General features: G+C 58.0%; 27 protein-coding genes, 1 tRNA gene and 2 pseudogenes. 6 read left to right on the top strand and 24 right to left on the bottom strand.

All coding sequences use genetic code 11. The features are described 5' to 3' along the window. Positions 1-32 precede the first annotated feature (32 nt). The 5 genes and pseudogenes from R1A29_RS09410 to R1A29_RS09390 form a co-directional block, all read right to left on the bottom strand. Positions 33-362 carry a hypothetical protein gene (locus R1A29_RS09410; RefSeq protein ID WP_265811760.1) on the bottom strand — a complete coding sequence of 110 codons (330 nt, stop codon included), beginning with the start codon at positions 360-362 and terminating at the stop codon, positions 33-35. A 74-nt stretch (positions 363-436) separates the two neighbouring features. Then, positions 437-1,468: an RNA 3'-terminal phosphate cyclase gene (gene rtcA, locus R1A29_RS09405; protein WP_438301243.1), complete on the bottom strand. Its 1,032-nt coding sequence runs from the start codon at positions 1,466-1,468 to the stop codon at positions 437-439. Between the two features lie 8 nt (positions 1,469-1,476). Then, entirely contained in the window at positions 1,477-2,265 is a 789-nt protein-coding gene (locus R1A29_RS09400) for a nucleotidyltransferase domain-containing protein (protein ID WP_438301242.1), read from the bottom strand. Between the two features lie 37 nt (positions 2,266-2,302). Further along, a pseudogene (locus R1A29_RS09395) lies at positions 2,303-3,528 on the bottom strand (RtcB family protein). Positions 3,529-3,755: 227 nt separating this feature from the next. Then, complete coding sequence (locus tag R1A29_RS09390) at positions 3,756-5,303, bottom strand: RNA-binding protein (RefSeq protein WP_438301241.1); 1,548 nt, start codon at positions 5,301-5,303, stop codon at positions 3,756-3,758. 205 nt (positions 5,304-5,508) lie between these two features. Between R1A29_RS09390 and rtcR the strand changes: the two genes are divergently transcribed. Next, entirely contained in the window at positions 5,509-7,128 is a 1,620-nt protein-coding gene (gene rtcR / locus R1A29_RS09385) for an RNA repair transcriptional activator RtcR (RefSeq protein ID WP_438301240.1), read from the top strand. Continuing rightward, on the top strand, positions 7,103-7,312 hold the full coding sequence (locus R1A29_RS09380) for a hypothetical protein (protein ID WP_438301239.1): 210 nt from the start codon (positions 7,103-7,105) through the stop codon (positions 7,310-7,312). Before rtcR ends, R1A29_RS09380 begins: the two co-directional genes overlap by 26 nt. A 111-nt stretch (positions 7,313-7,423) precedes the next feature. Here the strand turns inward: R1A29_RS09380 and R1A29_RS09375 are convergent. From R1A29_RS09375 to thrS, 9 genes are all read right to left on the bottom strand, one after another. Continuing rightward, positions 7,424-7,500 (bottom strand) — tRNA-Pro (locus R1A29_RS09375). An 89-nt stretch (positions 7,501-7,589) separates the two neighbouring features. Next, the gene (locus tag R1A29_RS09370; protein WP_003179985.1) at positions 7,590-7,946 is read right to left on the bottom strand and encodes a MerR family transcriptional regulator; all 357 of its coding nucleotides are present in this window, start codon (positions 7,944-7,946) and stop codon (positions 7,590-7,592) included. Continuing rightward, complete coding sequence (gene ihfA, locus R1A29_RS09365; protein ID WP_002553164.1) at positions 7,927-8,229, bottom strand: integration host factor subunit alpha; 303 nt, start codon at positions 8,227-8,229, stop codon at positions 7,927-7,929. Before ihfA ends, R1A29_RS09370 begins: the two co-directional genes overlap by 20 nt. A 3-nt stretch (positions 8,230-8,232) precedes the next feature. Then, positions 8,233-10,611 (bottom strand): phenylalanine--tRNA ligase subunit beta, encoded by a 2,379-nt coding sequence (pheT, locus tag R1A29_RS09360; protein WP_438301237.1) that lies wholly within the window; start codon positions 10,609-10,611, stop codon positions 8,233-8,235. Positions 10,612-10,637: 26 nt separating this feature from the next. Continuing rightward, positions 10,638-11,654, bottom strand: a complete 1,017-nt coding sequence (gene pheS / locus R1A29_RS09355; protein ID WP_438301236.1) for a phenylalanine--tRNA ligase subunit alpha — start codon at positions 11,652-11,654, stop codon at positions 10,638-10,640. A gap of 109 nt (positions 11,655-11,763) precedes the next feature. After that, entirely contained in the window at positions 11,764-12,120 is a 357-nt protein-coding gene (gene rplT / locus R1A29_RS09350) for a 50S ribosomal protein L20 (protein ID WP_007913489.1), read from the bottom strand. A gap of 30 nt (positions 12,121-12,150) precedes the next feature. After that, positions 12,151-12,345, bottom strand: coding sequence for a 50S ribosomal protein L35 (gene rpmI, locus R1A29_RS09345; protein WP_002553160.1), 195 nt, complete (start codon positions 12,343-12,345; stop codon positions 12,151-12,153). Between the two features lie 60 nt (positions 12,346-12,405). After that, positions 12,406-12,957 carry a translation initiation factor IF-3 gene (infC, locus tag R1A29_RS09340; protein ID WP_170929631.1) on the bottom strand — a complete coding sequence of 184 codons (552 nt, stop codon included), beginning with the start codon at positions 12,955-12,957 and terminating at the stop codon, positions 12,406-12,408. Further along, positions 12,957-14,879, bottom strand: a complete 1,923-nt coding sequence (gene thrS / locus R1A29_RS09335; RefSeq protein WP_065261420.1) for a threonine--tRNA ligase — start codon at positions 14,877-14,879, stop codon at positions 12,957-12,959. Before thrS ends, infC begins: the two co-directional genes overlap by 1 nt. 371 nt (positions 14,880-15,250) lie before the next feature. On the opposite strand from thrS, the gene R1A29_RS09330 reads away from it, so the two are divergent. After that, positions 15,251-15,550, top strand: coding sequence for a hypothetical protein (locus R1A29_RS09330; RefSeq protein ID WP_085712030.1), 300 nt, complete (start codon positions 15,251-15,253; stop codon positions 15,548-15,550). 292 nt (positions 15,551-15,842) lie between these two features. Next, positions 15,843-16,055, top strand: coding sequence for a cold-shock protein (locus R1A29_RS09325; protein ID WP_003179963.1), 213 nt, complete (start codon positions 15,843-15,845; stop codon positions 16,053-16,055). Positions 16,056-16,127: 72 nt separating this feature from the next. On the opposite strand, the gene R1A29_RS09320 is transcribed toward R1A29_RS09325, so the two are convergent. After that, complete coding sequence (locus R1A29_RS09320; protein ID WP_114882129.1) at positions 16,128-16,445, bottom strand: I78 family peptidase inhibitor; 318 nt, start codon at positions 16,443-16,445, stop codon at positions 16,128-16,130. 166 nt (positions 16,446-16,611) lie between these two features. Continuing rightward, positions 16,612-16,917, bottom strand: coding sequence for a hypothetical protein (locus R1A29_RS09315; protein WP_085712028.1), 306 nt, complete (start codon positions 16,915-16,917; stop codon positions 16,612-16,614). Positions 16,918-17,049: 132 nt separating this feature from the next. Here R1A29_RS09315 and R1A29_RS09310 point away from each other — a divergent pair, with 132 nt between their 5' ends. Continuing rightward, positions 17,050-17,262, top strand: coding sequence for a hypothetical protein (locus R1A29_RS09310; RefSeq protein ID WP_085712027.1), 213 nt, complete (start codon positions 17,050-17,052; stop codon positions 17,260-17,262). Between the two features lie 36 nt (positions 17,263-17,298). On the opposite strand, the gene R1A29_RS09305 is transcribed toward R1A29_RS09310, so the two are convergent. From R1A29_RS09305 to R1A29_RS09270, 8 genes and pseudogenes are all read right to left on the bottom strand, one after another. Next, positions 17,299-18,327: a nucleoside hydrolase gene (locus R1A29_RS09305; RefSeq protein WP_438301235.1), complete on the bottom strand. Its 1,029-nt coding sequence runs from the start codon at positions 18,325-18,327 to the stop codon at positions 17,299-17,301. Between the two features lie 46 nt (positions 18,328-18,373). Then, positions 18,374-18,778 (bottom strand): D-ribose pyranase, encoded by a 405-nt coding sequence (gene rbsD, locus R1A29_RS09300; RefSeq protein ID WP_408987043.1) that lies wholly within the window; start codon positions 18,776-18,778, stop codon positions 18,374-18,376. Further along, positions 18,775-19,692: a ribokinase gene (gene rbsK / locus R1A29_RS09295; protein WP_438301234.1), complete on the bottom strand. Its 918-nt coding sequence runs from the start codon at positions 19,690-19,692 to the stop codon at positions 18,775-18,777. The genes rbsD and rbsK overlap by 4 nt, the downstream gene beginning before the upstream one ends. A gap of 24 nt (positions 19,693-19,716) precedes the next feature. After that, the gene (locus tag R1A29_RS09290) at positions 19,717-20,736 is read right to left on the bottom strand and encodes a LacI family DNA-binding transcriptional regulator (protein ID WP_438301233.1); all 1,020 of its coding nucleotides are present in this window, start codon (positions 20,734-20,736) and stop codon (positions 19,717-19,719) included. A gap of 3 nt (positions 20,737-20,739) precedes the next feature. After that, complete coding sequence (locus tag R1A29_RS09285; RefSeq protein WP_438301232.1) at positions 20,740-21,717, bottom strand: ABC transporter permease; 978 nt, start codon at positions 21,715-21,717, stop codon at positions 20,740-20,742. Then, positions 21,714-23,267, bottom strand: coding sequence for a sugar ABC transporter ATP-binding protein (locus tag R1A29_RS09280; RefSeq protein ID WP_438301231.1), 1,554 nt, complete (start codon positions 23,265-23,267; stop codon positions 21,714-21,716). Before R1A29_RS09280 ends, R1A29_RS09285 begins: the two co-directional genes overlap by 4 nt. A 56-nt stretch (positions 23,268-23,323) precedes the next feature. Beyond that, positions 23,324-24,283, bottom strand: coding sequence for a sugar ABC transporter substrate-binding protein (locus tag R1A29_RS09275; RefSeq protein ID WP_085712021.1), 960 nt, complete (start codon positions 24,281-24,283; stop codon positions 23,324-23,326). Between the two features lie 201 nt (positions 24,284-24,484). Next, a pseudogene (locus R1A29_RS09270) lies at positions 24,485-24,933 on the bottom strand (hypothetical protein). Between the two features lie 338 nt (positions 24,934-25,271). Between R1A29_RS09270 and R1A29_RS09265 the strand changes: the two are divergent. After that, positions 25,272-26,360, top strand: a complete 1,089-nt coding sequence (locus tag R1A29_RS09265; RefSeq protein WP_248744613.1) for an asparaginase — start codon at positions 25,272-25,274, stop codon at positions 26,358-26,360. Positions 26,361-26,418: the final 58 nt, after the last annotated feature.

Below are 26,418 nucleotides of genomic sequence, written 5' to 3'. Positions count from 1 at the left end.
AAGCCCGACCTCTTCAGGTCGGGCTTTTTTGTTTATCGCTGAGCCAGTTCATGCCTCACGCACTGTTCGTAATAGGTCTGCTTGACGGCTGCGGGCTTGAGACGCGAGGTACTGTTGTAGGTTTGCTCCGTGATGCCCATCGCGGTCATGCGCATCCACGGCTGCTGAAACTTGCGCACCTGCAAGCGCTTGCGGGCGCCATAAAGGGAAATCCCCGACAGCTTCGATTGCTGCGCGCCGGCCGCGATGTCCGAACCCCAGGTACAAGCAAAGCGATGACTCTTGCTCAGCTCCCTCGCTTGGGCCCCCAGCGCGAAAAGAGCCAGGGAAAGCGTTGCAACGGTGATGACAGTCGTCCGCATAGGGCCAGCCTAACCTTTTGAAAAAAGGTGAGTTTGCCGGTGCCGGAGAGATTCGGGGGCCAGCAGTTTGCCGCCTATTGGCCCCGGGGGCTGACTTCGATCCTCAACCGATCCACGCCTTCTTCCCGACACTCGATGGAGACTGGCAAAAAACGCTCGATCACGGCGATGTTACTGTGCAAATGCTCGGTCATCCCGGGGGTCGTAAACGAGCCCGATCCGGCCAGCGCCATCGGCAACAACAGTTGATCGGCCAGATGCTCGGCCACCGCGGCGCCACTGCGCAGCCAAGCGTCTGCTTGATTGATCGCGACGTCTGCAACGGCCTCTGCGCGCAGTGAAGCCTGGCCAAACGCGCTGAATACTTCCGTGACGTGCTCAAACGCATACTCCAGCAACAACACGTTACCCGGCCCGCAATCCGGATCAAGGCTGATGGCATTCATCGCCGCTGGCGGCATATTCAAACGCCGGGCCACACGGTCAAGCTCACGTCTGGCGATGTCCGATGCGAGCCCTGCCGTCAGCGCAAACGCCTTTTGCGAAAGCGGCAAGCCGCGATCGCACACGTGCAACGCTGACAGTTTCGACGGCTGCACCGTGGCCTCGATTTCGCCGCCACCCGCAGGAACGAATCCATGACGCAGCAGCTTCAGATCGACCTCGGCGCCCATGCGGCGCATCAACGGCAACCAGCTGCGGGTGAGGAAATCGGCCGGCGGCGCCAACGGATTGTGGGTGCCACCGCTGATCCGTACCCGACTGGCTTGCGGTGCCCGTAACAATGCGGGCAGCAAGGTCTGCAATACCAGTGTGCAACTGCCGGCAGTCCCAATGGCAAAGCGGTATTCTCCACCACGAATCGGCCCAGGCTCGAAGCTCAGTGTCTGTGAACCCAACTCTGCGCCTTGAGTCCTTGCACCACAGACCTGCGCCGCCGCCATCACGGCGGTCAGGTGCTGGCGCAACAACCCTGGACGACTGCGCTTGGCACGAATCCGCTCGATGCAAAATGCCCGGCCCGTCACCATCGACAGGCTCAAGGCACTGCGCAACACCTGGCCACCGCCGATAGCGCCGTCCAGTTCAATCACGTCCTGTTTCATTTTCTTCCTTATGCGTACAACCCGACGGTTTCTCTGAGGTATTGATCGAGCTGACTGGAGTCCTCCCGGGTTCTGGCCAATGTCGGTACTTCGCGCTCGAGTTCCCCGGCGATGAAGTCATGCAACGCCGGACGACGAGGACCGTAGGCGCTCTCATCGGCATTGCGTTTGAGCGCCAGCAGCTCGTCGACCTCTTCGAGCAACGCCCGGTTATCGACAGTGCTCAGCAGGTCTGCGAACGTCATCGGTGGCCGGCCACGTCCTTGATCGATCCAGCGCACGGCCAGCAGAGGCCGCAATACGTAGAAGTATTTCTTGAACCTCACGCTGTCGCCCTGCAAATAGCCACGGAAGTTTTTCTTCGCCATCGACAGGTAGTGATTGCGCGCGGCCGGCGGGCTGTAGAACGCCTCGGCAAGCGCCCGAAGTCGAGAGACTGCTGCAGTTTCGCTGCGGTACACCAGCGGCGAGTCGAGCCACTCCAACAAAGTCGGATTGGACTTTCGCAACAGTCCGAGGGTTTTGCGCAGTTCCCAGCCACTCACGTCGAGTTCATCATCCAGCGGTCGCTCGATCACGTCCCGTGGTGCATCGACCTGGACGAACCACTCGGGTTTCTCCACATAAACGAAGCGCACATCGTAATCACTGTCGGTCGAGGCAAAACCCCAGGCCCGACTGCCCGATTCACAGGCATACAACACCGTGACATTACGCTCGCGCTCTATGCGCGCCAGCTCTTTCAGCACCCGGGCGCGCATGGCGCTGCACAGCGGGTGACGTTCTTCAAATTTCATGTCCTTCAGTCCTTGTTCCAGCGTGCCGCAGCACGCGCTATCCCTTGACGCACACCACCTGGCGCAAGGTATGCAGCACTTCCACCAGCTCACGCTGGGCGTGCATGACTTTGTCGATGTCCTTGTAGGCCATCGGAATTTCATCGATCACCGCAGCGTCCTTTCGGCATTCAACGTGCGCGGTGGCACGGATCTGATCCTCGATCGTGAAGGTGTTTTTCGCTCGGGTACGGCTCATGGTCCGACCGGCACCGTGGCTGCAGGAGCAGAACGAATCCTCGTTGCCCAAGCCGCGCACAATGAAGCTCTTGGCCCCCATCGAGCCGGGAATGATCCCCAACTCACCCTTCTTCGCCGACACCGCGCCTTTGCGGGTGACCAGGATGTCCTCGCCGAAATGCCGCTCTTTCTGCACGTAGTTGTGGTGGCAGTTCACCGCCTCCAGCGCGACTTCGAATGGCTTGCGGATGATCTGCCGCGTGGCTTGAATCACCGCTTGCATCATCAGCGCCCGGTTCTGCTTGGCAAAATCCTGAGCCCAGCCCACCGCTTCCACGTAATCGTCAAAGTGCCGACTGCCTTCTTCGAAGTACGCCAGATCACGATCCGGCAGGTTGGCGATGTGCTGACGCATATCCGCCTGGGCCATCTGGATGAACAGATTGCCAATGGCGTTGCCGACACCGCGCGAGCCGCTGTGCAACATGAACCAGACCCGGTTGGCTTCATCCAGGCACACTTCGATGAAATGGTTACCGCTGCCCAGTGTTCCCAAGTGTCCGCGGTTGTTGGTGTTGGCCAGTTTCGGGTATTTGTCGGTGATTGCCTTGAACCGTGGATGCAGCGCCGCCCACGCCTGATCGGCCTCCTTCGGAATCTCCCCCAGGCGCCCTTGTCCCGCTGCGAGCGGGTCGAACTTCGGCCATGAGGCACCGCCTGTTCGATGGCACTGCGCAGACCGTGAAGGTTGTCCGGCAGATCGGACGCGGTCAGAGAAGTCCGCGCGGCAATCATGCCGCAGCCGATATCGACCCCGACCGCCGCCGGAATGATCGCGCCCACCGTGGGAATCACGCTGCCGATGGTCGAGCCCTTGCCCAAGTGAACATCTGGCATCACGGCGAGATGCTTGAAGATGAATGGCATCTTTGCCGTGTTCATCAGCTGCTCGCGCGCTTCGTTTTCCACCGGGACGCCTTCGGTCCAGAGCTTGATCGGTTTGCCGTTGGCGACTTCCAGCAGTTGGTAAGTGTGTTCTTTCATCATCTCGATTCTTCAGGTAGTTCCACCGGCATTCGCCGGCAGATTCAAAAAAGGTGGCACGACAAAGGTTGAAGACTGTTGCGCGTCGCCGCGCACCGGGGTTAGCCGGCCTCAGATGTACAGCCATCGGCATTCGTGCCGTCACGTGCACTGACAAGGGTTTGATGAGACGTCTTGGATGTAGTCCCACCGGCATTCAGTGCCCGTGACAGATCAATTGTTCAGCTTCATTTCATACGTTCGATCGCTTCGACCCAGTGCTGCGGGCCGTACCGGCCGGCGGTGAATTGTTCGATCACATCAAACACCGCGTCACTGAAACCGCCGACATTCAGGATGTCGCCGCGATCCGCCGCTGGTGTCGCCCAACCCGGCTGCAGGTCGATGCAGATCAGGCGCGCCTGCGGGTTGAGCCGCTTTATCCGCTCCCATTGCAGCATCGTTTCGCTCGCGCCTCGACGTCGCGCATCGATCCAGGATTCGTTGTCCGAGACCATGATCAGCGTATCGACCTTGGCCTTGCTGTCCGCCAGCTTCTTCAGCGGTGCCGAGCAGCAGGTTCCGCCACCGAAAATGCCTGCAAGCTTTTCGGCATTGCTGATTACACTGTCCCGCGGGTTGAGCGTGATATCCACCACGTCGACCTCGAACGGCATCACCCGCGCGGCCGGCTGTTTGCGCAACACCGCAGCCGCGATCAACGCCGCCACATCGATGCAGCGAACTGCTGTGGTCGCACCCTGTCGGTAACCGGTCAGCGGGCTGCCCATCGACCCGGAGACGTCCGGGCAGACCACCACCGCGCCTTCAAGCTTCGGCACATTGGCCAACGACAACTCAAGTGCATCTTGCAGCGCCTCACGTATCGGAGCCGGAACGTCCTCACCCACCATTCGGTATGCCGTCAGCAACTGGTACGGATACACCCGCGCCTTGGCGACCGACTCTGGATCCGCCAACCGTCCGGCCACGTATTCAGTGCAACCCGGCACTTCAAAAGCACCATGGCGCGCCAGGGTGTTGAGGTTGATGCGAAGCCCCTGCCAGCCCATGTTTTGCGCTTGAGCGGCCCACTGTTCCTTGCTCAGGGTTTCGTTGCCGAGCAATTGAAAAGGCACCTCAGGTACTCGATCACTTGCACCGCTGCGAAACGCCAGCAGATCACGAGTCAGTTCCGGCAGCGTTTGTACGTCCACCGGTTTGCCGATCAGCCAGGCGAAGAACGCTTCGCGCCAGGCTTCGGACGGTTTGGGGTGAACCATTTTCACCACATCCGCCAACGAGGGCTGATTGCCGATCGACGCTTGCAGCAGTTGCCGCTCGGTCGCGCTGTTCAGCCAGTTCTGCACCAGTCGCTTGGGCTGCGAGCCGAGGGATTTGCGCCCGGTGGCACCACTGCGCAGGATCTGTACGAAGTTGCGCAGCATCTTGCCACTGTCCACGATCTCCCCGAACACCTCTGGTACCAGCACCGAACGCTGGGCGGTCAGTGCCGCCAGCAACAACGCCGGCATGTCTTTCATATGGCCTTTTTGGCGGGCGTATATCGCAGCGCTGGCCACAAAGCGGCTGTCCAGTTCGGCCACCAGCTTCAACACCTGATCCAGCTGGTTTTGCGCCGTTGCGTAAAAGGTCTGGTTCAGACAACCGGTCACTGCCAACTGGGCCAGTTGATGCTTGGGCGTATAGGCATAAGCCGCGGCTCCCGAAGCATTCACGGTATCGCACGCCGGCAGGTTGTTCGATTGTGTGTTGAAGAGGTTCAAATTGGCCATCGTGGCGTCTCGCTATGTTGTCCTGTTCGTTGCGAGAAATATTGCAGCCGCCGTGCCAGTTTTTAAAAATTCATCCATTAATTTTTTAAATAATTGATTTATATAGTTTTTTATTTATTACGAGGAGATCTCTGAACATTAGGCACGACAACACGATTCGCCGAACACTATCATTGGATATCGTCGTTTATCTTTTGAGATAGCCATGCAAAACAAGCGCACTGTTGCCATCGGCTTCATCGGAGCAACCCTCGATCGCGTAGGCAAAGGCGCCAATCGCTGGAACCATTGGCGCCCGAGCGTGGGCCTGTGCCAGCAGCCGGATGTGCTGATCCATCGACTGGAATTGATTCACGGTACTGACGCCCGAGACATCAGCCTTGCCGAGCGGATTCGCGAAGACATTCGTCAGGTATCGCCTGAAACCGAGGTCTGCCTGCACCCGATGGCGCTGCGCAACCCGTGGGATTTCGAGGAGGTCTACGGCGCGCTGCACGACTTCACCACCGAATACACCTTCGATACCGAGCGCGAGGACTATCTGGTCCACATCACCACCGGCACCCACGTTGCGCAGATCTGCTGGTTCCTGCTGACCGAGGCGCGCTACCTGCCGGCACGGCTGATCCAGACCTCCCCCGCCCGACGCAAGAGCGAAGATGAGCCGGCCACTGGTACTCACGCGCTGATCGATCTGGATTTGTCGCGCTACGATCGCATTGCCACTCGCTTCACCAACAAACGCCTGGAAGGCCTGGAGTTTCTTAAATCCGGCATCGCCACACGCAACGCCGCGTTCAACCGCTCCATCGAACAGATTGAACGCGTCGCTGTGCGCTCGAAAGCGCCGATGCTGCTGATCGGCCCGACCGGGGCCGGCAAATCCTTCCTCGCCCGGCGGATCTATGAGCTCAAACGCGGCCGCCACCAGATGCAGGGACGCTTCGTTGAAGTGAACTGCGCCACCCTGCGCGGCGACGGCGCGATGTCCGCGCTGTTCGGCCACGTCAAAGGCGCCTTCACCGGCGCGCAAAATGCCCGCGACGGCCTGTTGCGCGCCGCCGACGGTGGCATGTTGTTTCTCGATGAAATCGGCGAACTGGGTGCAGACGAACAAGCCATGCTGCTCAAGGCCATTGAGGAGAAGCGCTTCTTCCCGCTCGGCTCGGACAAGGAAGTCGACAGCGACTTTCTGATTATCGCCGGCACCCACCGCGATCTGCGCAGCCGTGTCGCTGAAGGCTTGTTTCGGGAGGATCTCTACGCACGAATCAACCTCTGGACGTTCGACCTGCCGGGCCTGGCGGGTCGGCGCGAGGACATCGAGCCGAACATCGACTTCGAACTTGAACGCCACGCGCGCGAACACGGCCAACTGGTACGCTTCAACCTGGAAGCGCGCAGGCGCTATCTGGCTTTTGCCAGCTCACGCGAAGCGGCATGGCTTGGCAACTTTCGCGAACTTTCAGCCTCGATAACACGCATGGCGACACTGGCCGACAGCGGGCGAATTGATGAAGCCCAGGTGCAGGAAGAGATTGATCGACTTCGTTATGCCTGGGGACTGCAGCAATCGGCAGGAGTGATGGACGATTTACCGGGAGACGCCGAAGGCATGGACCTGTTTGACCGATTGCAATTGAAGGCCGTACTGGCAGTGTGCAGAGAGTCAGGTAGCTTGTCGGATGCCGGCAGACGCTTGTTCGGCGTATCGCGCCAGGCGAAGGCACAACCCAATGATGCGGACCGATTGAGGAAATATCTGGGACGGTTTGGAATTGAATGGAGCCAGGTGACCGATGCCAAAGAATCAGCCGCAAAGTAAAACGGCAGCAACCGCTGCCGAAATAGAACGTTCGATCCAGGCCCTGAACAACATGGCGGAACGTCTTTGGGGCGATGGACGCGAGTCCGAGGCCAAGGCACTCCTGGACGCTCTGGATGCGCTAAATCGAGCACTCGACAGGATCAGGATTGGACAAAGCCGAAGGGCTGCGACGCTCCATTAAGATCACAGGCCGGCCGACAGCTTGAATCAGCCAAAGCAGAATTCCCCTGCAAAAGTCACCGGACATGAAAAAGCCCAACTCGTTAAAGTTGGGCTAAGTCATTGAATTATATGGTCGGGACGGAGTGATTCGAACACTCGACCCCTAGCACCCCATGCTAGTGCGCTACCGGACTGCGCTACGCCCCGACTGGGCTTGAAACTCGTTCCCCTTCTCGAAGAACGCTCAAGAATATATCGCAAGCTTTTGAAAACTGGAAGTATTTAAAAGCAGGAAATTATTTCTTGAGAACCACCAGAACATCTTCGAGCTCGGCAATCATCTGGCGGATCATTTGCTTGTATTGGGTTGTATCGTCTTTGGCTTCATCACCGGACAGGCGCAGACGCGCACCGCCGATGGTGAACCCTTGATCGTAAAGGAGCGCGCGGATCTGCCGGATCATCAGCACGTCCTGGCGCTGATAATACCGGCGGTTTCCGCGGCGTTTGACGGGGTTGAGCTGAGGAAACTCCTGCTCCCAGTAGCGCAGCACGTGCGGCTTTACCGCACACAGCTCGCTGACTTCACCAATGGTGAAGTAGCGTTTGCCCGGGATGACGGGTAGTTCGTCGTTATGACTTGGTTCCAGCATAAGCCTCAACTCGGGCCTTCAACTTCTGCCCTGGACGAAAGGTGACCACACGGCGAGCCGTGATCGGGATTTCTTCCCCCGTTTTCGGGTTGCGGCCAGGCCGCTGGCGTTTGTCCCGAAGGTCGAAATTGCCGAAACCCGACAATTTGACCTGCTCGTTGTCTTCAAGAGCGTGCCTGATTTCCTCGAAAAACAGTTCGACCAATTCCTTGGCTTCCCGCTTGTTCAGGCCCAGCTCTTCATACAGACGTTCCGCCATCTCAGCTTTCGTCAAAGCCCCCATACGTCACTTCCTTAACGTGGCGTTCAACCTTTGTTCGAGCGAGGTGAGGATATTTTGCGTCGTCGAATTCACCTCATCGTCATTAAGAGTGCGCGATGGATGCTGCCAGGTCAAGCCGACTGCAAGGCTTTTTCTATCAGGATCAATACCTTTACCCTGATACACGTCAAATAGCCTGAGGTCTGTCAGCCATTCGCCTGCATTTTCACGGATTACATCCAGTACGGCCGAGGCCGCAACGTCCTTGTGCGCAATCAGTGCAAGGTCACGACGCACTTCAGGAAAGCGCGACAACTCGTGGAATTTAGGCATTTTGCCCAACGCCACTTCAGCCAGAACCAGCTCGAAGACGAAGACCGGACGGTCGAGACCGAGGGATTTCGACAGCTCAGGGTGAATCGCACCGATAAAGCCGACTTCACGCCCTTCACGCTCGATGCGCGCGGTTTGACCCGGGTGCAGCGCCGGGTGTTTGCCCGGAGTGAAAGTGAACGAATCCAGCGCACCGGCAAAACCCAGCACCGCTTCCACGTCAGCCTTGACGTCGAAGAAGTCCACGGTATCGCGACCTTGCGCCCAGCCTTCCGGCAGACGGCTACCGCAGACAACACCGGCCAGCATCGGCTCTTGCTTCAGGCCTTCCAGCTGACCGACGAAGCGCAGACCACTCTCGAACAGACGGACGCGATCCTGCTGACGATTCAGGTTGTGCTGCAGCGCCTTGACCAGACCCGGCCACAGCGACGAACGCATAGCAGCCATGTCATTGGAGATCGGGTTCGCCAACAGCAGCGGCTCGACACCTGGATTGAACAGCTCGAATTGCTTTGGATCGATGAAGCTATAGGTGATCGCTTCCTGATAACCACGAGCGACCAACAGACGACGCAGCTCCGGCAGATCGCTGCGCGCTTCAGCCTTGGCTTGCGGCGCCAGACGAGCTTGCGGGTAACGAACCGGCAGACGGTTGTAACCGTACAGACGCGCCAGTTCTTCGATCAGATCGACTTCCAGGCTGATATCGAAGCGATGGCTTGGCACTTCTACGCGCCACTGCCCTGCTCCGTCGGCGGAAACCTTCAGGCCCAAAGCGTTGAGCAGACGCTCGACTTCGGCCGAATCCATTTCCATGCCCAGCATCTGGGTGATGCGCTGAGCGCGCAGAGTGATCGGCGCGATCGACGGCAGGTGCTGCTCGCTGACGGTTTCGATGATCGGGCCGGCTTCGCCACCGGTGATTTCCAGCAGCAGGCCAGTGGCGCGCTCCATGGCTTCACGGGCCAGTTGCCAGTCCACGCCACGCTCGTAGCGGTGCGAAGCATCAGTGTGCAGACCATAAGAACGAGCCTTGCCCGCCACCGCGATCTGGTCGAAGAAGGCACTCTCAAGGAACACGTCGCGAGTGGTCGCGGATACACCGCTGTGCTCGCCACCCATCACGCCGGCAATGGCCAGAGCGCGAGTGTGGTCGGCGATCACCAGCGTATCGCTACGCAGGCTGACTTCCTGACCGTCGAGCAGAACGAGCTTCTCGCCCTCTTCCGCCATGCGTACACGAATGCCGCCATTGATTTCCGCGAGGTCGAAAGCGTGCAGCGGCTGACCCAGTTCGAGCATCACGTAGTTGGTGATATCGACCGCGGCGTCGATGCTGCGGACTTCGGCGCGACGCAGGCGCTCGACCATCCACAGCGGCGTCGGCTTGGACAGATCAACATTACGGATGACACGCCCCAGGTAACGCGGGCATGCAGCAGGCGCCAGGACTTCCACCGAACGCACTTCGTCGTGCACGGCCGGAACAGTCATCACCACCGGACGAGTGACTGGAGTGTCGTACAACGCACCCACTTCACGCGCCAGCCCCGCCAGGGACAGGCAGTCGCCGCGGTTCGGAGTCAGATCGACTTCGATGCTGGCGTCTTCCAGATCCAGGTAAACACGGAAATCTTCGCCTACCGGCGCATCGGCCGGCAGCTCCATCAGACCGTCATTGCCTTCACCGACCTGAAGCTCGGATTGCGAGCACAGCATGCCGTTGGACTCGACGCCACGCAGCTTGGCTTTCTTGATCTTGAAGTCGCCCGGCAGCTCGGCACCGATCATGGCGAACGGAATCTTCAGGCCCGGACGCACATTTGGCGCACCGCACACGACCTGAAAGGTTTCCGCACCATTGCTCACCTGGCACACACGCAACTTGTCGGCGTCAGGGTGTTGCTCGGTACTCAGAACCTCGCCCACCACTACACCACTGAATGCACCGGCGGCCGGCGTAACACTATCGACCTCAAGACCGGCCATCGACAGACGAGCAACCAGCTCGTCGCGATTTACCTGCGGGCTGACCCAGCCACGCAGCCATTGTTCACTGAATTTCATCCTGCTCTCCTAAGAATTCGTTACGACTAGCGAAATTGCGCAAGGAACCGCAAGTCGTTGTCGAAGAACAGACGCAAGTCGTTCACGCCGTAACGCAGCATGGCCAGACGCTCGACGCCCATGCCGAAGGCAAAGCCCGAGAACTCTTCCGGGTCGATCCCCGACATGCGCAGCACATTCGGGTGAACCATGCCGCAGCCCATCACTTCCAGCCAGCCGGTCTGCTTGCAGACACGGCAACCTTTACCGCTGCACATCACGCATTCCATGTCGACTTCAGCGGATGGCTCGGTGAACGGGAAGTAGGAAGGACGGAAACGTACCGCCAGTTCTTTTTCGAAGAACACCCGCAGGAACTCTTCGATAGTGCCTTTCAGGTCGGCAAAATTGATGTCGCGATCGACCAGCAGGCCTTCAACCTGGTGGAACATCGGCGAGTGGGTGATATCGGAGTCGCTGCGATACACACGGCCTGGGCAGACGATGCGGATCGGCGGCTGCTGCGATTCCATGGTGCGGACCTGTACCGGTGAGGTATGGGTGCGTAACAGCATGTTCGCATTGAAATAGAAGGTGTCGTGCATCGACCGGGCCGGGTGATGGCCTGGGATGTTGAGCGCCTCGAAGTTGTGATAATCGTCTTCGACCTCAGGGCCTTCGGCAATGCCGTAGCCGATGCGGGTGAAGAACTGTTCGATACGTTCCAGAGTCCGGGTTACCGGATGCAGACCACCGGAGGTCTGACCACGGCCCGGCAGGGTTACGTCAATGGATTCGGCGGACAGTTTGGCAGCCAGTTCGGCCTCTTCAAACAGCGCCATGCGCGCATTGAGAACGCCTGTGACACGCTCCTTGGCAACGTTGATCAGGGCGCCGACCTGCGGACGCTCCTCTGCCGGCAAATTCCCCAGGGTCTTCATCACCTGAGTCAATTCACCCTTTTTGCCAAGGTATTGAACCCGGATTTGCTCCAGGGCATTGATATCATCAGCGCTTTGCACAGCCTCTAGTGCTTGAGAGACCAGCGCATCCAGGTTTTCCATGTACAGACTCCAGATACAAAATAGGGGAAGAGCTTGAAGGCTCTTCCCCTATTTATGACGTTTACCACCTGACCCCACAGAGGTGAGGCCGGGTGACTGTCGGGGGTACTTAAGCCAAGGTGGCTTTAGCTTTCTCGACAATCGCGGCAAACACCGCTTTTTCGTTCACTGCCAGATCAGCCAGAACCTTACGGTCGATCTCGATGGACGCTTTTTTCAGGCCAGCGATGAAACGGCTGTAGGACAGACCGTTAACACGAGCACCAGCGTTGATACGAGCGATCCACAGAGCGCGGAACTGACGTTTTTTCTGACGACGGTCACGGTAGGCGTATTGGCCTGCCTTGATTACCGCTTGCTTGGCAACACGGAATACGCGCGAGCGAGCGCCGTAGTAGCCTTTAGCAAGTTTCAGAATTTTTTTGTGACGTTTACGGGCAATGACGCCACGCTTTACACGAGCCATGAGTTACTTCCTCTATTCTTGATCCAAAAATTAACGAAGGCGCAGCATGCGCTCGACTTTTGCCACGTCAGACGGATGCAGCAAGCTGCTACCGCGCAGTTGACGCTTACGCTTGGTCGACATTTTGGTCAGGATGTGGCTCTTGAAAGCGTGCTTGTGCTTGATACCGTTAGCAGTTTTCAGAAACCGCTTAGCAGCACCACTTTTGGTTTTCATCTTTGGCATGTTCGGATACTCCGCATTCAGTTGATAAACATAATCAGAAGGCCTGCCGTGCCCTGTTGATTACTTCTTCTTTTTCGGGGCGATGACCATGATCAGCTGGCGTCCTTCCATCTTAGGATGCTGTTCGACCGAACCGTACTCGAGCAGGTCTTGTTCAACCCGCTTGAGGAGTTCCATCCCCAGCTCCTGGTGGGCCATCTCACGGCCGCGGAATCGCAAGGATACCTTGGCCCTGTCCCCGTCACTCAGGAAACGTACCAGGTTGCGCAGTTTTACCTGGTAATCCCCTTCCTCCGTCCCTGGACGAAACTTGATTTCTTTTACCTGAATCTGCTTCTGGTTCTTCTTCGCCGCAGCAATCTGCTTCTTCTTTTCGAAGATCGATTTGCCGTAGTCCATCACACGGCAAACCGGTGGGACTGCGTCTGCAGAGATTTCTACCAGATCAAGCTTTGCTTCTTCAGCGATACGAAGCGCTTCATCAATCGAGACGATGCCAATCTGCTCGCCGTCAGCGCCAATTAACCGAACCTCGCGTGCCGAGATATTCTCGTTGATCGGGGCTTTCGGTGCAGTTCGTTTATCTTGTCTCATTTCACGCTTAATAATAATTACTCCGAATCTGGGCGACCACGCCGGGAAACCGCTTGCGCGAGAAACTCAGCGAACTGGGCGACGGGCATCGAGCCCAGGTCAGCACCTTCACGAGTACGCACAGCGACAGTCTGCATCTCGACTTCCTTATCCCCAATAACCAAGAGATATGGAACCTTGAGCAAAGTATGCTCGCGGATTTTAAAGCCGATCTTTTCATTTCTCAAGTCAGACTTGGCACGAAACCCGCTTTCGTTGAGAGTTTTTTCGACCTGAGCAACAAAATCTGCCTGTTTATCAGTGATATTCATGATCACTGCCTGGGTTGGCGCCAGCCACGCAGGGAATGCACCTTCGTAGTGCTCGATCAGAATCCCGACGAAACGCTCGAACGAACCGAGGATCGCACGGTGCAACATGACCGGATGCTTGCGGCTGTTGTCTTCGGAGACGTATTCGGCACCAAGACGCACTGGCAGGTTGAAATCGAGCTGCAAAGTACCACATTGCCACACGCGACCGAGGCAATCTTTCAGCGAGAATTCAATCTTCGGACCATAGAAAGCGCCCTCACCCGGCTGCAGATCATACGGAAGGCCCGCGCTATCAAGGGCCGCGGCCAAGGCTGCTTCGGCGCGATCCCACAGTTCGTCGGAACCAACGCGTTTTTCCGGACGAGTGGACAGTTTCATTTCGACGTCGGTGAAGCCGAAGTCGCGGTAAACATCCATGGTCAGCTTGATGAACGCAGCGGACTCGGCCTGCATCTGCTCTTCGGTGCAGAAAATGTGGGCGTCGTCCTGAGTGAATGCACGCACGCGCATGATGCCGTGCAGCGCACCCGACGGCTCGTTACGGTGGCAGGCACCGAACTCGGCCAGACGCATCGGCAGCTCGCGGTAGCTCTTCAGACCCTGGTTGAACACTTGCACGTGGCAAGGGCAGTTCATCGGCTTGATCGCGTAGTCGCGGCTTTCCGACTCGGTTGTGAACATGTTGTCGGCGTAGTTGGCCCAGTGCCCGGACTTTTCCCACAGGCTACGGTCAACGACTTGCGGCGTCTTGATCTCGAGATAGCCGTTGTCACGCTGCACCTTGCGCATGTACTGCTCGAGCACCTGGTACAGAGTCCAGCCATTCGGGTGCCAGAACACCATGCCCGGCGCTTCTTCCTGGGTGTGGAACAGGCCCAGGCGCTTGCCGATCTTGCGGTGATCGCGCTTTTCAGCTTCTTCGATTCGCTGGATATACGCTGCCAACTGTTTCTTGTCAGCCCATGCGGTGCCGTAAACGCGCTGCAATTGCTCGTTCTTGGCATCACCGCGCCAGTAAGCGCCGGACAGCTTGGTCAACTTGAAGGATTTCAGGAAGCGAGTGTTCGGCACGTGCGGACCGCGGCACATGTCGACGTATTCTTCGTGATAGTACAGGCCCATGGCCTGCTCGTTCGGCATGTCCTCGACCAGGCGCAGCTTGTAGTCTTCGCCACGAGCCTTGAACACTTCGATCACTTCGGCGCGCGGAGTGACTTTCTTGATGACGTCGTATTCGGTATCGATCAGCTGTTGCATGCGCTGTTCGATGGCGGCCATATCTTCCGGAGTGAAAGGACGCTCGAAGGCGATGTCGTAATAGAAGCCTTCGTCAATGACCGGACCGATGACCATTTTGGCCGTTGGGTACAGCTGCTTGACCGCGTGGCCAACCAGGTGGGCGCAAGAGTGGCGAATGATCTCCAGCCCCTCTTCATCCTTTGGCGTGATGATTTGCAGCGTTGCGTCGCTGTCGATGATGTCACTGGCGTCGACCAGCTTGCCGTTCACCTTGCCGGCCAGGGTGGCCTTGGCCAGGCCTGCACCGATGGATGCGGCGACCTCGGCTACGGAAACCGGGTGATCGAATGAACGTTGACTGCCGTCGGGAAGAGTAATAGTTGGCATGGCGCCTCCTCTCCTAGTGGTGACCCCTACCAAAGGTCACGTGGGTTGGGATGAGCCAGTACAAGATCCGATCCAGGCCATTCAATGACGAACGCCTGCCTTACAGCGGCAGGAGCCTTGCGGCCAACCGGAAAACCGAACCAGAGTGACTGGGATTCAAATCAGAGTATTCGCACGTTGCCGCTGCCGGGACTGAAGGTCAACCGGAGCCTGCGAACGCCCGAGTCGGCCATGCTAGCACAGATGAACGGTCACACACGCACTCTGGTTTTACCGGCAGGCAAATCGTCAGTTTTATGCCAGAGTGATGAACTTGATCGGCCACTCAGCCATCAGATAACAAGACATCGACCCACAAGGAGCATCCTCGCATGCGTCTGAACACCCTATTCGCCGCAGTCGTCCCTTTAGTTCTGCTGTTGCCGCTGAGCGCGCAGGCTGCCTGGCCGAAAGGCGTCAAAGAGCAATACATGAACGACTGCACCAAAGCGGCCAGTCAAAGCGTCAACCCGACCGTAGCCAAACAACACTGCACCTGTGGCGCTGATGTCCTGGAGAAGAAATTCACCACCCAGGAAATCTCTCAGCTGATGGACAAGAACACCCCGCCGAGCGGTGAGCTGGGTCAGCGCGCGCTGAAGGAAATCTCGGTTTGCCGAGTGCAGAAATAGACCCTGGCGAGCGGATTTACGGGCATTCAGCGAGCAAAAAACGGCCGGAATGCCCCTGAATCCGATATTTTATGCAGGTTTTATAGCTTTTTTTACACCCCGCCGAATTGGCTGAAAGCCTCTGAAACCGGGGGTTACAGACATTCAAACTGTCGAAGCGTCTGCAATATGAAAGCAAACAGCACGTCCGGGGGGCTACCAAAGCGAACATTTCGACTATGATACCCCGGTGTGCCCAGTTGGCCTGAGCAGCACAGTACTACTGAAAATATATGTTTCTTGGAGATACACCATGTCTAATCGCCAAACCGGCACCGTTAAATGGTTCAACGATGAAAAAGGCTTCGGCTTCATCACTCCTCAAGGTGGCGGTGACGACCTGTTCGTACACTTCAAAGCTATCGAATCCGACGGTTTCAAAAGCCTGAAAGAAGGCCAGACCGTTTCCTTCGTGGCTGAGAAAGGCCAAAAGGGTATGCAAGCTGCACAAGTTCGCCCAGAGTAATTTCCCGGCGCACTAAAAAAACCCCGTCCATGTGACGGGGTTTTTTATGCGCGTGACAAAAGTCTGTACAACTCAGCCACAACTGGCCCGAGTGATCACCAGATTGTTGTCGGTATTGAGGTTCAGCCGATCAGACCGGTACTCAAGGGTGATCATGTCGTCAGGCTTGAGGAATCGGGCATTCTGCGCGCCGGCCTTTTTGCGCGCCTGCTCCAGCAATTCCGGCGAAGCCTTTTTGCCGACGGCGAACTCTGCAGCGGTTGCCTCGCAACGACTGTGACCGGTTTCGGTTGCCACGGGATCCTTCTGCGACTCGCTGGACGTGGTAGTGCAGCCAGCCAGCATGGCAACTGCCATCAGAGTACCCAGTGACGCGAGCTTCCAAGGCATGAAGCCTCCTTTTTTCAATAGTTGAGCGAACATCGTGCGACCGCCAATACAGCGTTTGGTTTCATGACCTGCGCCACTCCCCTGCCCCACGATCAGAAAAACGGCGAGTTTGCCTCAGCAACGCCCGATCCTTCTTCATACAATCGTCACTGAATATGACCAGTGCTCAGTAGACATCAATGTAGTCAAAGGGCGGATTCGGCCAGTTGTCCTTGAGCGCATTGAAGATCTGCATCACCCAGACCTCGTCGCTGGCCGCAACGTTGCCCACATAACCCGAGCCCTTGGCCCAGGTCTCCAGGCGAAACGACAAGCCATCGATAGCCTGGCCACCCGTGACGCCCGAAGAGATATATGCAATGCCGCCCTTGGTCACGCGTAACTGGGTGTGCTCATCGTCGCTGGCCGAAGCCAGCATCAGACGCACGGCGTCCAGCGTCAGGCCGCCCGGGGAATTCAAATCGATTTGCACAACTCAGGCCCTTGGTTAATTCGAAGACGACCAAGTGTCGCATAGCCCTGCGCTCATGCCTAAGTCGCAGTGCCAAACATCAGACAAAGTGGTTAACTCAAGACTCCAGTCCCGTAACCTTCCGAGCCCATCATGACGACCGTAAGCATCTCAGCCGACATCAAGGCCCACTGGCCACAAGGCCATAGTTCTTACAGTCCGGGCAGTCCGGAGGAGTTGGCATTGATCAGCATCGACCTGCTGGTCAAGACGCTGGGAACACAAGCCGCGCAATCATTTATTGCCCAGCTGTTCGAGAAGTATCCGGATGACTTCAAAGGCACATCGGACATCGAGAAAGAATAATAAAGGCCCGCAGGCTGGCACCTGCGGGCCTGTTGCTTACTTCAGACGCTTCAGGCGTTCGGTCAACAGATCGAAGAAGCCCTGAGCATCACCGTTTTCCACCCAGAAGGCATTTTTCGGGGCTTTCAGGCCGTCATACCAGTCGACGATGGTCTGCCCGAAGGTCGGACCTTCACGGCTATCAACCACCACGTTCACCGAACGGCCGGTGAACAGTTCTGGTTTGAGCAGGTAAGCCACGACCGTGGCGTCATGCACCGGACCACCCGGAATACCGTAGTGTTCCATATCGCCCTTGATGTACTCGTTGAGGATATCGCCGACAATCTTGCTCGCGTTGTTGTTCAGCGCCGCGATCTGCTTCAGGCGTGCATCGCTGGTGAGAATCTTGTGGGTGACATCCAGCGGCAGGTAAGTCAGTTTCACGCCGCTCTTGAGCACGACCTCAGCCGCTTGCGGATCGGCGTACAGGTTGAATTCGGCCACTGGTGTGATGTTGCCACCATTGAAGTGCGCGCCACCCATGATGACCACTTCCTTGATGCCCTGAACGATCTCCGGCTCCTGGATCAGTGCCAGTGCCAGGTTGGTTTGCGGCCCAAGCATGGCAATGGTGATGCTGTGCGGCTTGGCTTTTTTCAGGGTGTCGATCAGATAGTTGACCGCATTGCCTTCAGCCAGGCCTTTTTTCGGCTCATGCACGGTGACACCCGACAGGCCTTCCTTGCCATGGATGTTCTCGGCGTAGATCGGTGTGCGCATCAACGGCTTCGGTGCGCCGGCATAAACCGGCACTTCTTCACGCCCGGCCCACTCGCGGGCCAGTCGCGCATTGCGTGATGTCTTGTCGAGACGCACGTTGCCAGCCACGGTGGTCAGCGCGCGAATGTTCAGTTCATCCGGCGATGCCAGAGCAAACAACAGGGCCACCACATCATCGGCACCCGGATCGGTATCGATGATCAGATCGATTTTTTCCGCCGCCTGGGCGCCGGTCGCGGTTATCACGGACAAAAGCAGCAGGCTCCGGATCAGTTGGTGAATTTTTTGAGCATAGCGGTGCATGGCGCATTCCTTGTGCATTTGAAATCAGAAAAGGGACTGAGCCCCGTTAAAACGTTACCCCGGCCACCAGCACGATGTTGCAGTACGGCTGACATTCGCCTGTACGAACAATCGCTCGCGCCTGTCGGCTGAGAGCCTTGAATTGCTCATGACTGAGCAGATCGCGCCGCCCCAGTGCACCTTCTTCATTCAATGCATCCAGCGAAGCCAGCGCAGTGGGTTGCTTGTCGAAGATTTCCTGGGCAAGCACATGACTTTCCACCTGCATTTCGCTGAGCACGATCTTCAGGGTGCTGACGAAATCCGGAACACCGTGGGTCAGCGCGAGATCGATCAACTCGACACCCGGTGGCACAGGCAAGCCGGCATCACCGATCACGACGATGTCGCCATGACCCAGGGAGGCAATCAGCCGAGACAGCGCGATATTGAGCAATGGAGTCTTTTTCATGCGGGTTTGAACGCCTGTACGTCGGATGATGTGGGAATGGACGGCTGAGCCCCCGCACGAGTAACAGACAGCGCTGCGGCTATCTGGCCAAAACGAATGGCCTCGACTTCGGTTTTGCCGACGGCCAGCGCTGCCGCGAAACCGCCGACGAAGGTGTCCCCGGCAGCCGTGGTATCGACCGCCTTCACTTTGGGCGCAGGAAAATGCTGGTAACCCGAGCCGCTGGCGAACAACGCACCCTGAGCCCCCAGCGTGACGATCACGTTGCCGGCACCCATGGAAATTAGTTGTGCAGCTGCTTTTTCAGCGCTTTCCAGCGAGTCCACCGGCAAACCGCTGAGGGCTGCCGCTTCGCTTTCATTGGGAATCAGGTAGTCGATGGTAGAAAACCAGTCCGCAGGCAATGGACGGCTGGCCGGGGCCGGATTCAGGATGACCGTCTTGCCCAGTTCACGACCGCGTTTGAGCGCATGACCGACGGTGGCATCGGGAATTTCCAGCTGACAAATGATCACATCCGCCGCCTGCAATACCGCGTCGAACTGGTCGATCACCGCAGGCGTCATCGAACCGTTGGCCCCGGCAACAATGACGATTGCGTTCTGACTGTTGTCATCGACCACGATCAATGCCACGCCACTGGAATCCTCGACCACGCTGACCGCCTGGCAATCGATCTGCTCGGCCAGCAATGCCTCGCGCAATTGCACGCCATAGTCGTCATTGCCGACACAGCCGACCATCGACACCTGAGCGCCCAGCCGGGCGGCGGCCACCGCCTGGTTGGCACCCTTGCCACCTGGCACAGTCGCGAACGAATGTCCGATCAGTGTCTCGCCACCCCGGGGCAAACGAGGTGCCCGAGTGACCAGGTCCATGTTCAGACTGCCTATTACCACTACATTTGCAGGCATACATCACTACTCATCATTTCGGTTTCAGCGATATTCGGTAAACACGCCAGCCAGCGGCGCGGTCGACTCTCGCAAGACAATACTCGGGGTCACGATCCGCTGATCCGTAGCCAGATCCGGGGTAGCAATTCTTCGCAGCAACACTTCCGCCGCCATCTCGCCCAACTGCAGGATCGACTGCCCCACAGTGGTCAGCGCCGGGTACACGTAACGGCTCATCTGGATATCGTCGAAACCGATCACCGACAACTGCGCAGGTACGCGCACATTGCGCTCGGCGGCGGCGCGCAGCACACCGATGCCGATCATGTCGTTGCCGGCAAAGATTGCACTGGGGGGATTGCCCTCAAGCAAAACCGCAGCCGCGTTGTAACCGCCAGTGCTGGTGAAATCGCTTTCCAGCATCCGCGACGATGGCACTTCAATACCTGCCTCTTTCAAGGCGCGGCAAAATCCTGCCTGACGCATTTGCGCAACACTGGTGCTCGCCGGACCGCCAATCGTGGCGATATCGTGATGGCCGAGCTCGATCAGATGCCTCGTTGCCAGATAGGCGCCATATTCATGGTCGATGCGCACAAGATCAGCGTCCACACCTTCCAGCCCCCGGTCAACGATCACCATCGGCGTCTTGACCCCGGCCAGACCTTGCACCAGACCACTGTCACCTCCAGCGGAGGCGACGATCAAGCCATCGATGCGTTTTTCCAGCAAGACCCGCAAATAGCTGCGCTGCTTTTCCGGATTGTCGTCGGAGTTGCAGAGGATTACGCAGTAGCCGTTACGCTCACAATAATCCTCGATCCCTCGCGCCAGTTCGGCAAAGTAAGGGTTGAGACTGTTGGGCACCAGCAAGCCAATAGTGGCAGTGGTCTTGGCCTTCAGCGATCGGGCGACGGCGCTCGGCACGTAGTCGAGGCTCTTGATCGCCGCCTCGACTTTCAGCCGAACTTCCTGGCTCACCGGCCGGGTGTTGTTCACAACATGGGAGACGGTCGTGTAGGAAATCCCCGCAAGCGCCGCCACATCCTTGATTGTCGCCATGTCTCAGCCCCGCCGACTTGCGCGGTGGCTGCGATACGTATCGAGCACTACCGCGATGACGATCACTGCACCAGTGATAATGCGCTTGGTCGGCTCGGTTGCGCCGATCTGCGCCAGACCGGCCGCCAGGACAGAGATGATCAATACCCCGAAGAACGTACTGATGACCGAACCACGGCCGCCCATCAGGCTGGTGCCGCCGATCACCACCGCAGCGATCACTTGCAGCTCAAGGCCTGAACCGGCATTCGGGTCGGCCGCTTCCAGGCGGGAAATCTGGAACAGCGCCGCGATACCGGCCAGCAGCCCCATCAGACTGAACACCAGAATCTTGTAGGGCTTGGGATTGATGCCCGCCAGCCGCACTGCTTCCTCGTTGGTACCGATGCCGATCAGGTAGCGACCAAACACGGTCCGGGTCAACACCGCTTGAGCAATGAAAATCACCAGCAGGGCAATGATGAACGACGGCGAAATACCAAAGGCGATCGGGTTCGACAGCCACGCAAATGAATCACCGATGTAAGCGGTACGCGAACCGGTCATCTGATACGCCAGGCCCCGGGCCATCTCCAGCACACCAAGCGAAACGATGAATGACGGAATTCTCCAGGCAACCGTGATCGAGCCAGTGACCGTACCGGCCAGTGCTGCCACTGCCATGCCAAGCAGCGCAGCCGGCAGGACACTCCAGCCCCAGCCTAGGATCGCCACGCTGACGGTCGATGCCGCGAGCGCCAGTACCGAACCCACCGACAGGTCGATCCCGCCGATGATCAGCACGAAGGTCATGCCCACCGCCAACACCATCAGATCAGGAATCTGATTGGCCAAGGTGCTGAAAGTGTTGTACGAGAGGAAGTGGCTGCTCATGACCGAGAACAGCGCAACCATCGCCAGCAGGGCACCGGCCAGGCCCAGGTAAGTGCCCAGACCGTAGAAGTTGCCACTACGTTTACCGGCAGAAGATGCAGTTTTCATGGGAGATCCCCAGGCGCTGCCTCGTTGAGCAACGCATCACGTTTTTGGTAGCCGGCGAACGCGGCGGCAAGCAAGTCATCCTGGGTCCAGCTGTCGCGCTCGAACGTGTCGATCAGACGCCCCGCCGACAGCACCCCGATGCGGTCGCAGATCAGCATCAGCTCGCGCAGGTCGCTGGAGACCACCACCAGCGCCTTTCCCTGTCGGGTCAGTTCACCGAGCAGGTTATAAATGTCGAACTTGGCACCGACGTCGATACCGCGAGTAGGCTCATCGAACAGCAACACCGAACAGTCGCGCTCCAGCCAGCGGCCGATCACGACTTTTTGCTGGTTGCCACCGGACAGTTCGGACACCAATTGTGTCGGGCTCGAACTGCGGATGCGCATGGCATCGATCTGCCGCTTGGCCAGGGAGATTTCGTCGCTATTGTTGACGAAACCACCGCTGGAAATCTCCGGCATATTGCCCAGGGCAATGTTGGCGCTGATCGACTGGCTCAGCAGCAGGCCCTCACCCTTTCGGTCTTCAGTGATCAGGGCGATGCCGTTACGCACAGCATCGACCGGCGAGCGGATACTCACCTCCTGTGCCGGTGATCCAAGGGCAACGCTTCCGCTGTCAGCAGGATCAGCGCCGAAAATCAGGCGCAGAAGCTCCGTACGCCCAGCCCCGATCAGTCCGGAAATACCGAAAATTTCGCCGGCCCGCACTTCGAAGGACACATCCCGCACTTTGTCGGAACGAGTGAGGCCTTTCACCGTCAGCGCAGGCGCACCGATATTGCGCGGCCCCATGTCCATGTGTTCGCCCAGCTCGCGCCCGACCATCAGAGTGACCAATTGCTCGCTGTTGTAGTTGGCCATGGGCTCGACACACACCAGATTGCCATCACGCAGCACAGCAATGCGCTGTGCGACTCGGGCCAGCTCTTCGAGACGATGGGAGATGTAAATGATCGCAACGCCGCGTGCCTGCAACCGTGTGATCTGCTCGAAGAGCATTTCAACTTCGCGAGCAGTGAGCATCGCAGTGGGCTCGTCGAGGATCAGCACATGGCAGTCGCCGATCAGGTTGCGCGCAATCTCGACCATTTGCTGGTGACCGATGCCCAGCTCGCCAACCAGCGTGTCGGGGTCGATGGCATCCAGGCCGACCTGGGCCATGGCCTCGATGGCAGCCTTGCGCAGCTGTTTGCGACTGATCCAGCCACCGTTGCTTGGCAGGTTGTCGAGAAACAGGTTTTCCGCCACCGAAAGGGTCGGCAACAGATTGAGTTCTTGCATGACCATACGCACGCCAAGCTCTTCGGCCTGGGTACGGCTGCCAGGGCGGTATTCCTTGCCCTGGAACTGCATCTGTCCGGTGGTCGGGGTCACCAGACCACCGATAATTTTCGACAGGGTACTTTTACCGGCACCGTTCTCGCCGGTCAGTGCCAGCACTTCACCGCGCATCAGCGTCAAGTCGATGCCGGTGAGCACCGGCTGCGCATAGGTCTTACCGATACCGCTGACCGAGAGGACAGCGTTCGGGGCGGAAACTGACATAAAAAACTCTCCATGCGCTCGCCCGGACGGACGAGCGCCGTTGTGTCGCCGAAGGACTACTTTTTGGTGACCAGCTCGACCGGGGTTTCGATGACGCCGTTGGCGCCACTGTCGACTTTCTCGCCCTTGATGATTTTCAGCGCGGTCTCGATACCGAACACCGCCTGTTTGGCAGCGAACTGGTCAGCCGTTGCGAGTACGCGACCATCCTGCAGCATCGGCTTGATGGCATTGATGTTGTCGTAACCGACAACCTGTACCTGCCCGGCCTTGCCGGCCGCACGTACAGCAGAAACAGCACCGACCGCCATGCTGTCGTTTCCGGCCAGCAACGCCTTGACGTCCGGGTACTCGCTGAGAATCGACGCGGCTACCTTGTTGCCCTTGTCGATTTCCCAGTCGCCGGACTGCAGGGAAACCACCTTGATCTGCGCGGCCTCCATCGCATCTTTGAAGCCAGCGGTACGCTGCTGGGCGTTAGTCGTTGTGGAAACGCCCTCGATGATGCCGACTTCGTCACCGGCCTTCAGCTGCTTGGCCAGGTACTCGCCAACCAGACGTGCGCCCTTGCGGTTGTCCGGGCCTACGAACGGTACGGAGATATTCTTGCTTTTGATGACGGCGGGATCGAGCTGGTTGTCGATGTTGATCACAGTGATGCCGGCGTCGACGGCCTTCTTGATCACCGGCACCATGGCCTTGGAGTCAGAAGGCGCGATGACCAGTGCATTGACCTTCGCCAGAATCATCTGCTCGACGATGCGGGTCTGGCCTGCCGTGTCGGTTTCGTCCTTGATCCCGTTGGAGATCAGGTCGAAATCGGCGGAGTGTTCTTTCTGGTAAGCCTTGGCGCCGTCTTCCATGGTGAGGAAGAATTCGTTGGCCAAAGATTTCATGACCAGCGCGACCTTGGGTTTTTCGGGGGACTCGGCGAAAGCCGAAGAGACAGGCAGTGCGGCGGATGCGGCAGCCAGCATGGCGACAGCGAGAAGACGTCCAGCGAATGGCAGCTTCATGGGTTCACTCCGATCTTATGATTATTGTGAGCAACGCTTGCGCTGGCGTAAGCTTCGTCGGCATCTTCCAGACAACAGGGTCTCTGGAAAGCCGCGCAAACGTTTGCGTAGACCGAACTATGCGAATCCTGCCCACGTTTGTCAACAATCAGAAATCGGTATTGATTGTAGGGCGAATCTGCAGATTCGCCCCTTGAGTGCTCAAGCCGTGGTGTTGACCACGTTACCGGCGGAAGAACCTTTCGACATTTCCTTGACCAGCGCGGCCGAGACTTCCAGCAGCGCACCGCTGGTTTCGGCGATCTCGCCCTGAACGGCCATGACCGCCTGCGACTTAGCTTCCGGAGTCGGATAGCTCGCAGCTTGTGCCGCAGCCAGTCGTTGCTGCTGCTCTTGCAATTGCTTCTGTAATTCCTGCATCCGCTTCAGCAGCATCTTGACGGTGACACTCAGGTTATCGCCCCCCCTTCGGTCTTGCTGTCTTCTTGCGCCGGACCGCCGGTCCTGACCTGATTGCTCTCTGGTTTTTCTGCGCCCAGCGCCTCGGTAGAAGCGTCCGCTTGCGCATCACTCATCGCATTGATCGTAGCTGCGGTTTTGCCGCCGATGGTGACAGCTCCGGGGTTGGAAAAACCGATCGTCAGTGACATGTGAACCCCCTCAATTCCAGTTTCCTTCAAAATCCATCGGCCTGCGGGAAGCTTTCTTTAGCAGAGAATCCAAAACCTGCAATTTGATTCGTTCGACAACAGCAGTAGTCCCTTTCGGAGAGCCGAACACGAAAGAGGCCACCGTTCGGAATACCGGATAGGCGATTTTCGCCATTCAAAAAATTATTGATATAAATCATAAGGTTAAACATTCCCCTAGAGCACAGTACGGCTGGTACAGATCCTGCTCCTTCCCTGCACCCCAGGCATTCAGATCGGCCCGGGGCGCATCTAGATGAACCTGCATCAGCACCGTCTCACTACTAGAGAGAAAAATAATGAAATCTGCTTTCAAGACATTGGTTCCGGGCGCTTTGGCCCTAATGCTGCTCCTGCCTTCCGCCCTTCAGGCAAAAGAAGTCGAAACCCAGGCCAAACTGGCCAACGTGGTGGTCCTTGCTACGGGCGGCACCATTGCCGGCGCCGGCGCCAGTGCGGCCAACAGCGCTACCTATCAGGCCGCCAAGGTCGGTATCGAGCAATTGATCGCCGGCATTCCCGAGCTGAGCAAACTGGCGAACGTGCGTGGCGAGCAAGTCATGCAGATCGCGTCGGAAAGCATCACCAATGAAAACCTGCTGCAGCTGGGTCGCCGCGTATCCGAGTTGGCCGACAGCAAAGACGTCGATGGCATCGTCATCACCCACGGCACCGACACCCTGGAAGAAACCGCTTACTTCCTGAACCTGGTGGAAAAAACCGACAAGCCGATCATCGTTGTCGGCTCGATGCGCCCAGGTACCGCCATGTCGGCGGACGGCATGCTCAATCTGTACAACGCCGTCGCCGTCGCCAGTAGCAAAGAGGCCCACGGCAAAGGTGTGCTGGTGACCATGAATGATGAAATTCAGTCCGGCCGCGATGTCAGCAAAATGATCAACATCAAGACCGAAGCGTTCAAGAGCCCATGGGGCCCGCTGGGCATGGTGGTCGAAGGCAAGTCCTACTGGTTCCGCTTGCCAGCCAAGCGCCACACCATGGATTCGGAATTTGATATCAAAAACATCAAGAGCCTTCCTGACGTAGAAATCGCCTATTCCTACGGTAATGTCGGCGACACCGCCTACAAAGCCCTGGCCCAGTCCGGCGCCAAAGCCATCATCCACGCCGGCACCGGCAACGGCTCGGTGTCCTCCCGGGTCGTCCCGGCTCTGCAGGCCCTGCGCAAGGATGGCGTTCAGATCATTCGTTCTTCCCACGTCAATGCCGGCGGCTTCGTTCTGCGCAACGCCGAACAGCCTGATGACAAGTACGACTGGGTCGTGGCTCACGACCTGAACCCGCAAAAGGCCCGCATCCTGGCAATGGTCGCCCTGACCAAAACCAACGACAGCAAAGAGCTGCAACGGATGTTCTGGGAGTACTGATTCGCCCTCGCCCGGCCGGATCTCGGCCGGGCACTTGCCTCACCACTCGCCGCCCTGG

Source organism: Pseudomonas sp. NMS19W (genome assembly GCF_051554255.1).
Taxonomy (GTDB): Bacteria; Pseudomonadota; Gammaproteobacteria; order Pseudomonadales; family Pseudomonadaceae; genus Aquipseudomonas; species Aquipseudomonas kribbensis.
The sequence above is the reverse complement of the archived record's forward strand: the minus strand, read 5'-3'. Positions and strand labels throughout refer to the sequence as shown.

What these genes read in the sequence shown, in the direction of transcription:
- R1A29_RS09410 (WP_265811760.1), bottom strand. Translation starts at nt 362, where the DNA reads ATGCGGACGACTGTCATCACCGTTGCAACGCTTTCCCTGGCTCTTTTC.
- rtcA (WP_438301243.1), bottom strand. Translation starts at nt 1,468, where the DNA reads ATGAAACAGGACGTGATTGAACTGGACGGCGCTATCGGCGGTGGCCAG.
- R1A29_RS09400 (WP_438301242.1), bottom strand. Translation starts at nt 2,265, where the DNA reads ATGAAATTTGAAGAACGTCACCCGCTGTGCAGCGCCATGCGCGCCCGG.
- R1A29_RS09390 (WP_438301241.1), bottom strand. Translation starts at nt 5,303, where the DNA reads ATGGCCAATTTGAACCTCTTCAACACACAATCGAACAACCTGCCGGCG.
- rtcR (WP_438301240.1), top strand. Translation starts at nt 5,509, where the DNA reads ATGCAAAACAAGCGCACTGTTGCCATCGGCTTCATCGGAGCAACCCTC.
- R1A29_RS09380 (WP_438301239.1), top strand. Translation starts at nt 7,103, where the DNA reads ATGCCAAAGAATCAGCCGCAAAGTAAAACGGCAGCAACCGCTGCCGAA.
- R1A29_RS09370 (WP_003179985.1), bottom strand. Translation starts at nt 7,946, where the DNA reads ATGCTGGAACCAAGTCATAACGACGAACTACCCGTCATCCCGGGCAAA.
- ihfA (WP_002553164.1), bottom strand. Translation starts at nt 8,229, where the DNA reads ATGGGGGCTTTGACGAAAGCTGAGATGGCGGAACGTCTGTATGAAGAG.
- pheT (WP_438301237.1), bottom strand. Translation starts at nt 10,611, where the DNA reads ATGAAATTCAGTGAACAATGGCTGCGTGGCTGGGTCAGCCCGCAGGTA.
- pheS (WP_438301236.1), bottom strand. Translation starts at nt 11,654, where the DNA reads ATGGAAAACCTGGATGCGCTGGTCTCTCAAGCACTAGAGGCTGTGCAA.
- rplT (WP_007913489.1), bottom strand. Translation starts at nt 12,120, where the DNA reads ATGGCTCGTGTAAAGCGTGGCGTCATTGCCCGTAAACGTCACAAAAAA.
- rpmI (WP_002553160.1), bottom strand. Translation starts at nt 12,345, where the DNA reads ATGCCAAAGATGAAAACCAAAAGTGGTGCTGCTAAGCGGTTTCTGAAA.
- thrS (WP_065261420.1), bottom strand. Translation starts at nt 14,879, where the DNA reads ATGCCAACTATTACTCTTCCCGACGGCAGTCAACGTTCATTCGATCAC.
- R1A29_RS09330 (WP_085712030.1), top strand. Translation starts at nt 15,251, where the DNA reads ATGCGTCTGAACACCCTATTCGCCGCAGTCGTCCCTTTAGTTCTGCTG.
- R1A29_RS09325 (WP_003179963.1), top strand. Translation starts at nt 15,843, where the DNA reads ATGTCTAATCGCCAAACCGGCACCGTTAAATGGTTCAACGATGAAAAA.
- R1A29_RS09320 (WP_114882129.1), bottom strand. Translation starts at nt 16,445, where the DNA reads ATGCCTTGGAAGCTCGCGTCACTGGGTACTCTGATGGCAGTTGCCATG.
- R1A29_RS09310 (WP_085712027.1), top strand. Translation starts at nt 17,050, where the DNA reads ATGACGACCGTAAGCATCTCAGCCGACATCAAGGCCCACTGGCCACAA.
- R1A29_RS09305 (WP_438301235.1), bottom strand. Translation starts at nt 18,327, where the DNA reads ATGCACCGCTATGCTCAAAAAATTCACCAACTGATCCGGAGCCTGCTG.
- rbsD (WP_408987043.1), bottom strand. Translation starts at nt 18,778, where the DNA reads ATGAAAAAGACTCCATTGCTCAATATCGCGCTGTCTCGGCTGATTGCC.
- rbsK (WP_438301234.1), bottom strand. Translation starts at nt 19,692, where the DNA reads ATGCCTGCAAATGTAGTGGTAATAGGCAGTCTGAACATGGACCTGGTC.
- R1A29_RS09290 (WP_438301233.1), bottom strand. Translation starts at nt 20,736, where the DNA reads ATGGCGACAATCAAGGATGTGGCGGCGCTTGCGGGGATTTCCTACACG.
- R1A29_RS09285 (WP_438301232.1), bottom strand. Translation starts at nt 21,717, where the DNA reads ATGAAAACTGCATCTTCTGCCGGTAAACGTAGTGGCAACTTCTACGGT.
- R1A29_RS09280 (WP_438301231.1), bottom strand. Translation starts at nt 23,267, where the DNA reads ATGTCAGTTTCCGCCCCGAACGCTGTCCTCTCGGTCAGCGGTATCGGT.
- R1A29_RS09275 (WP_085712021.1), bottom strand. Translation starts at nt 24,283, where the DNA reads ATGAAGCTGCCATTCGCTGGACGTCTTCTCGCTGTCGCCATGCTGGCT.
- R1A29_RS09265 (WP_248744613.1), top strand. Translation starts at nt 25,272, where the DNA reads ATGAAATCTGCTTTCAAGACATTGGTTCCGGGCGCTTTGGCCCTAATG.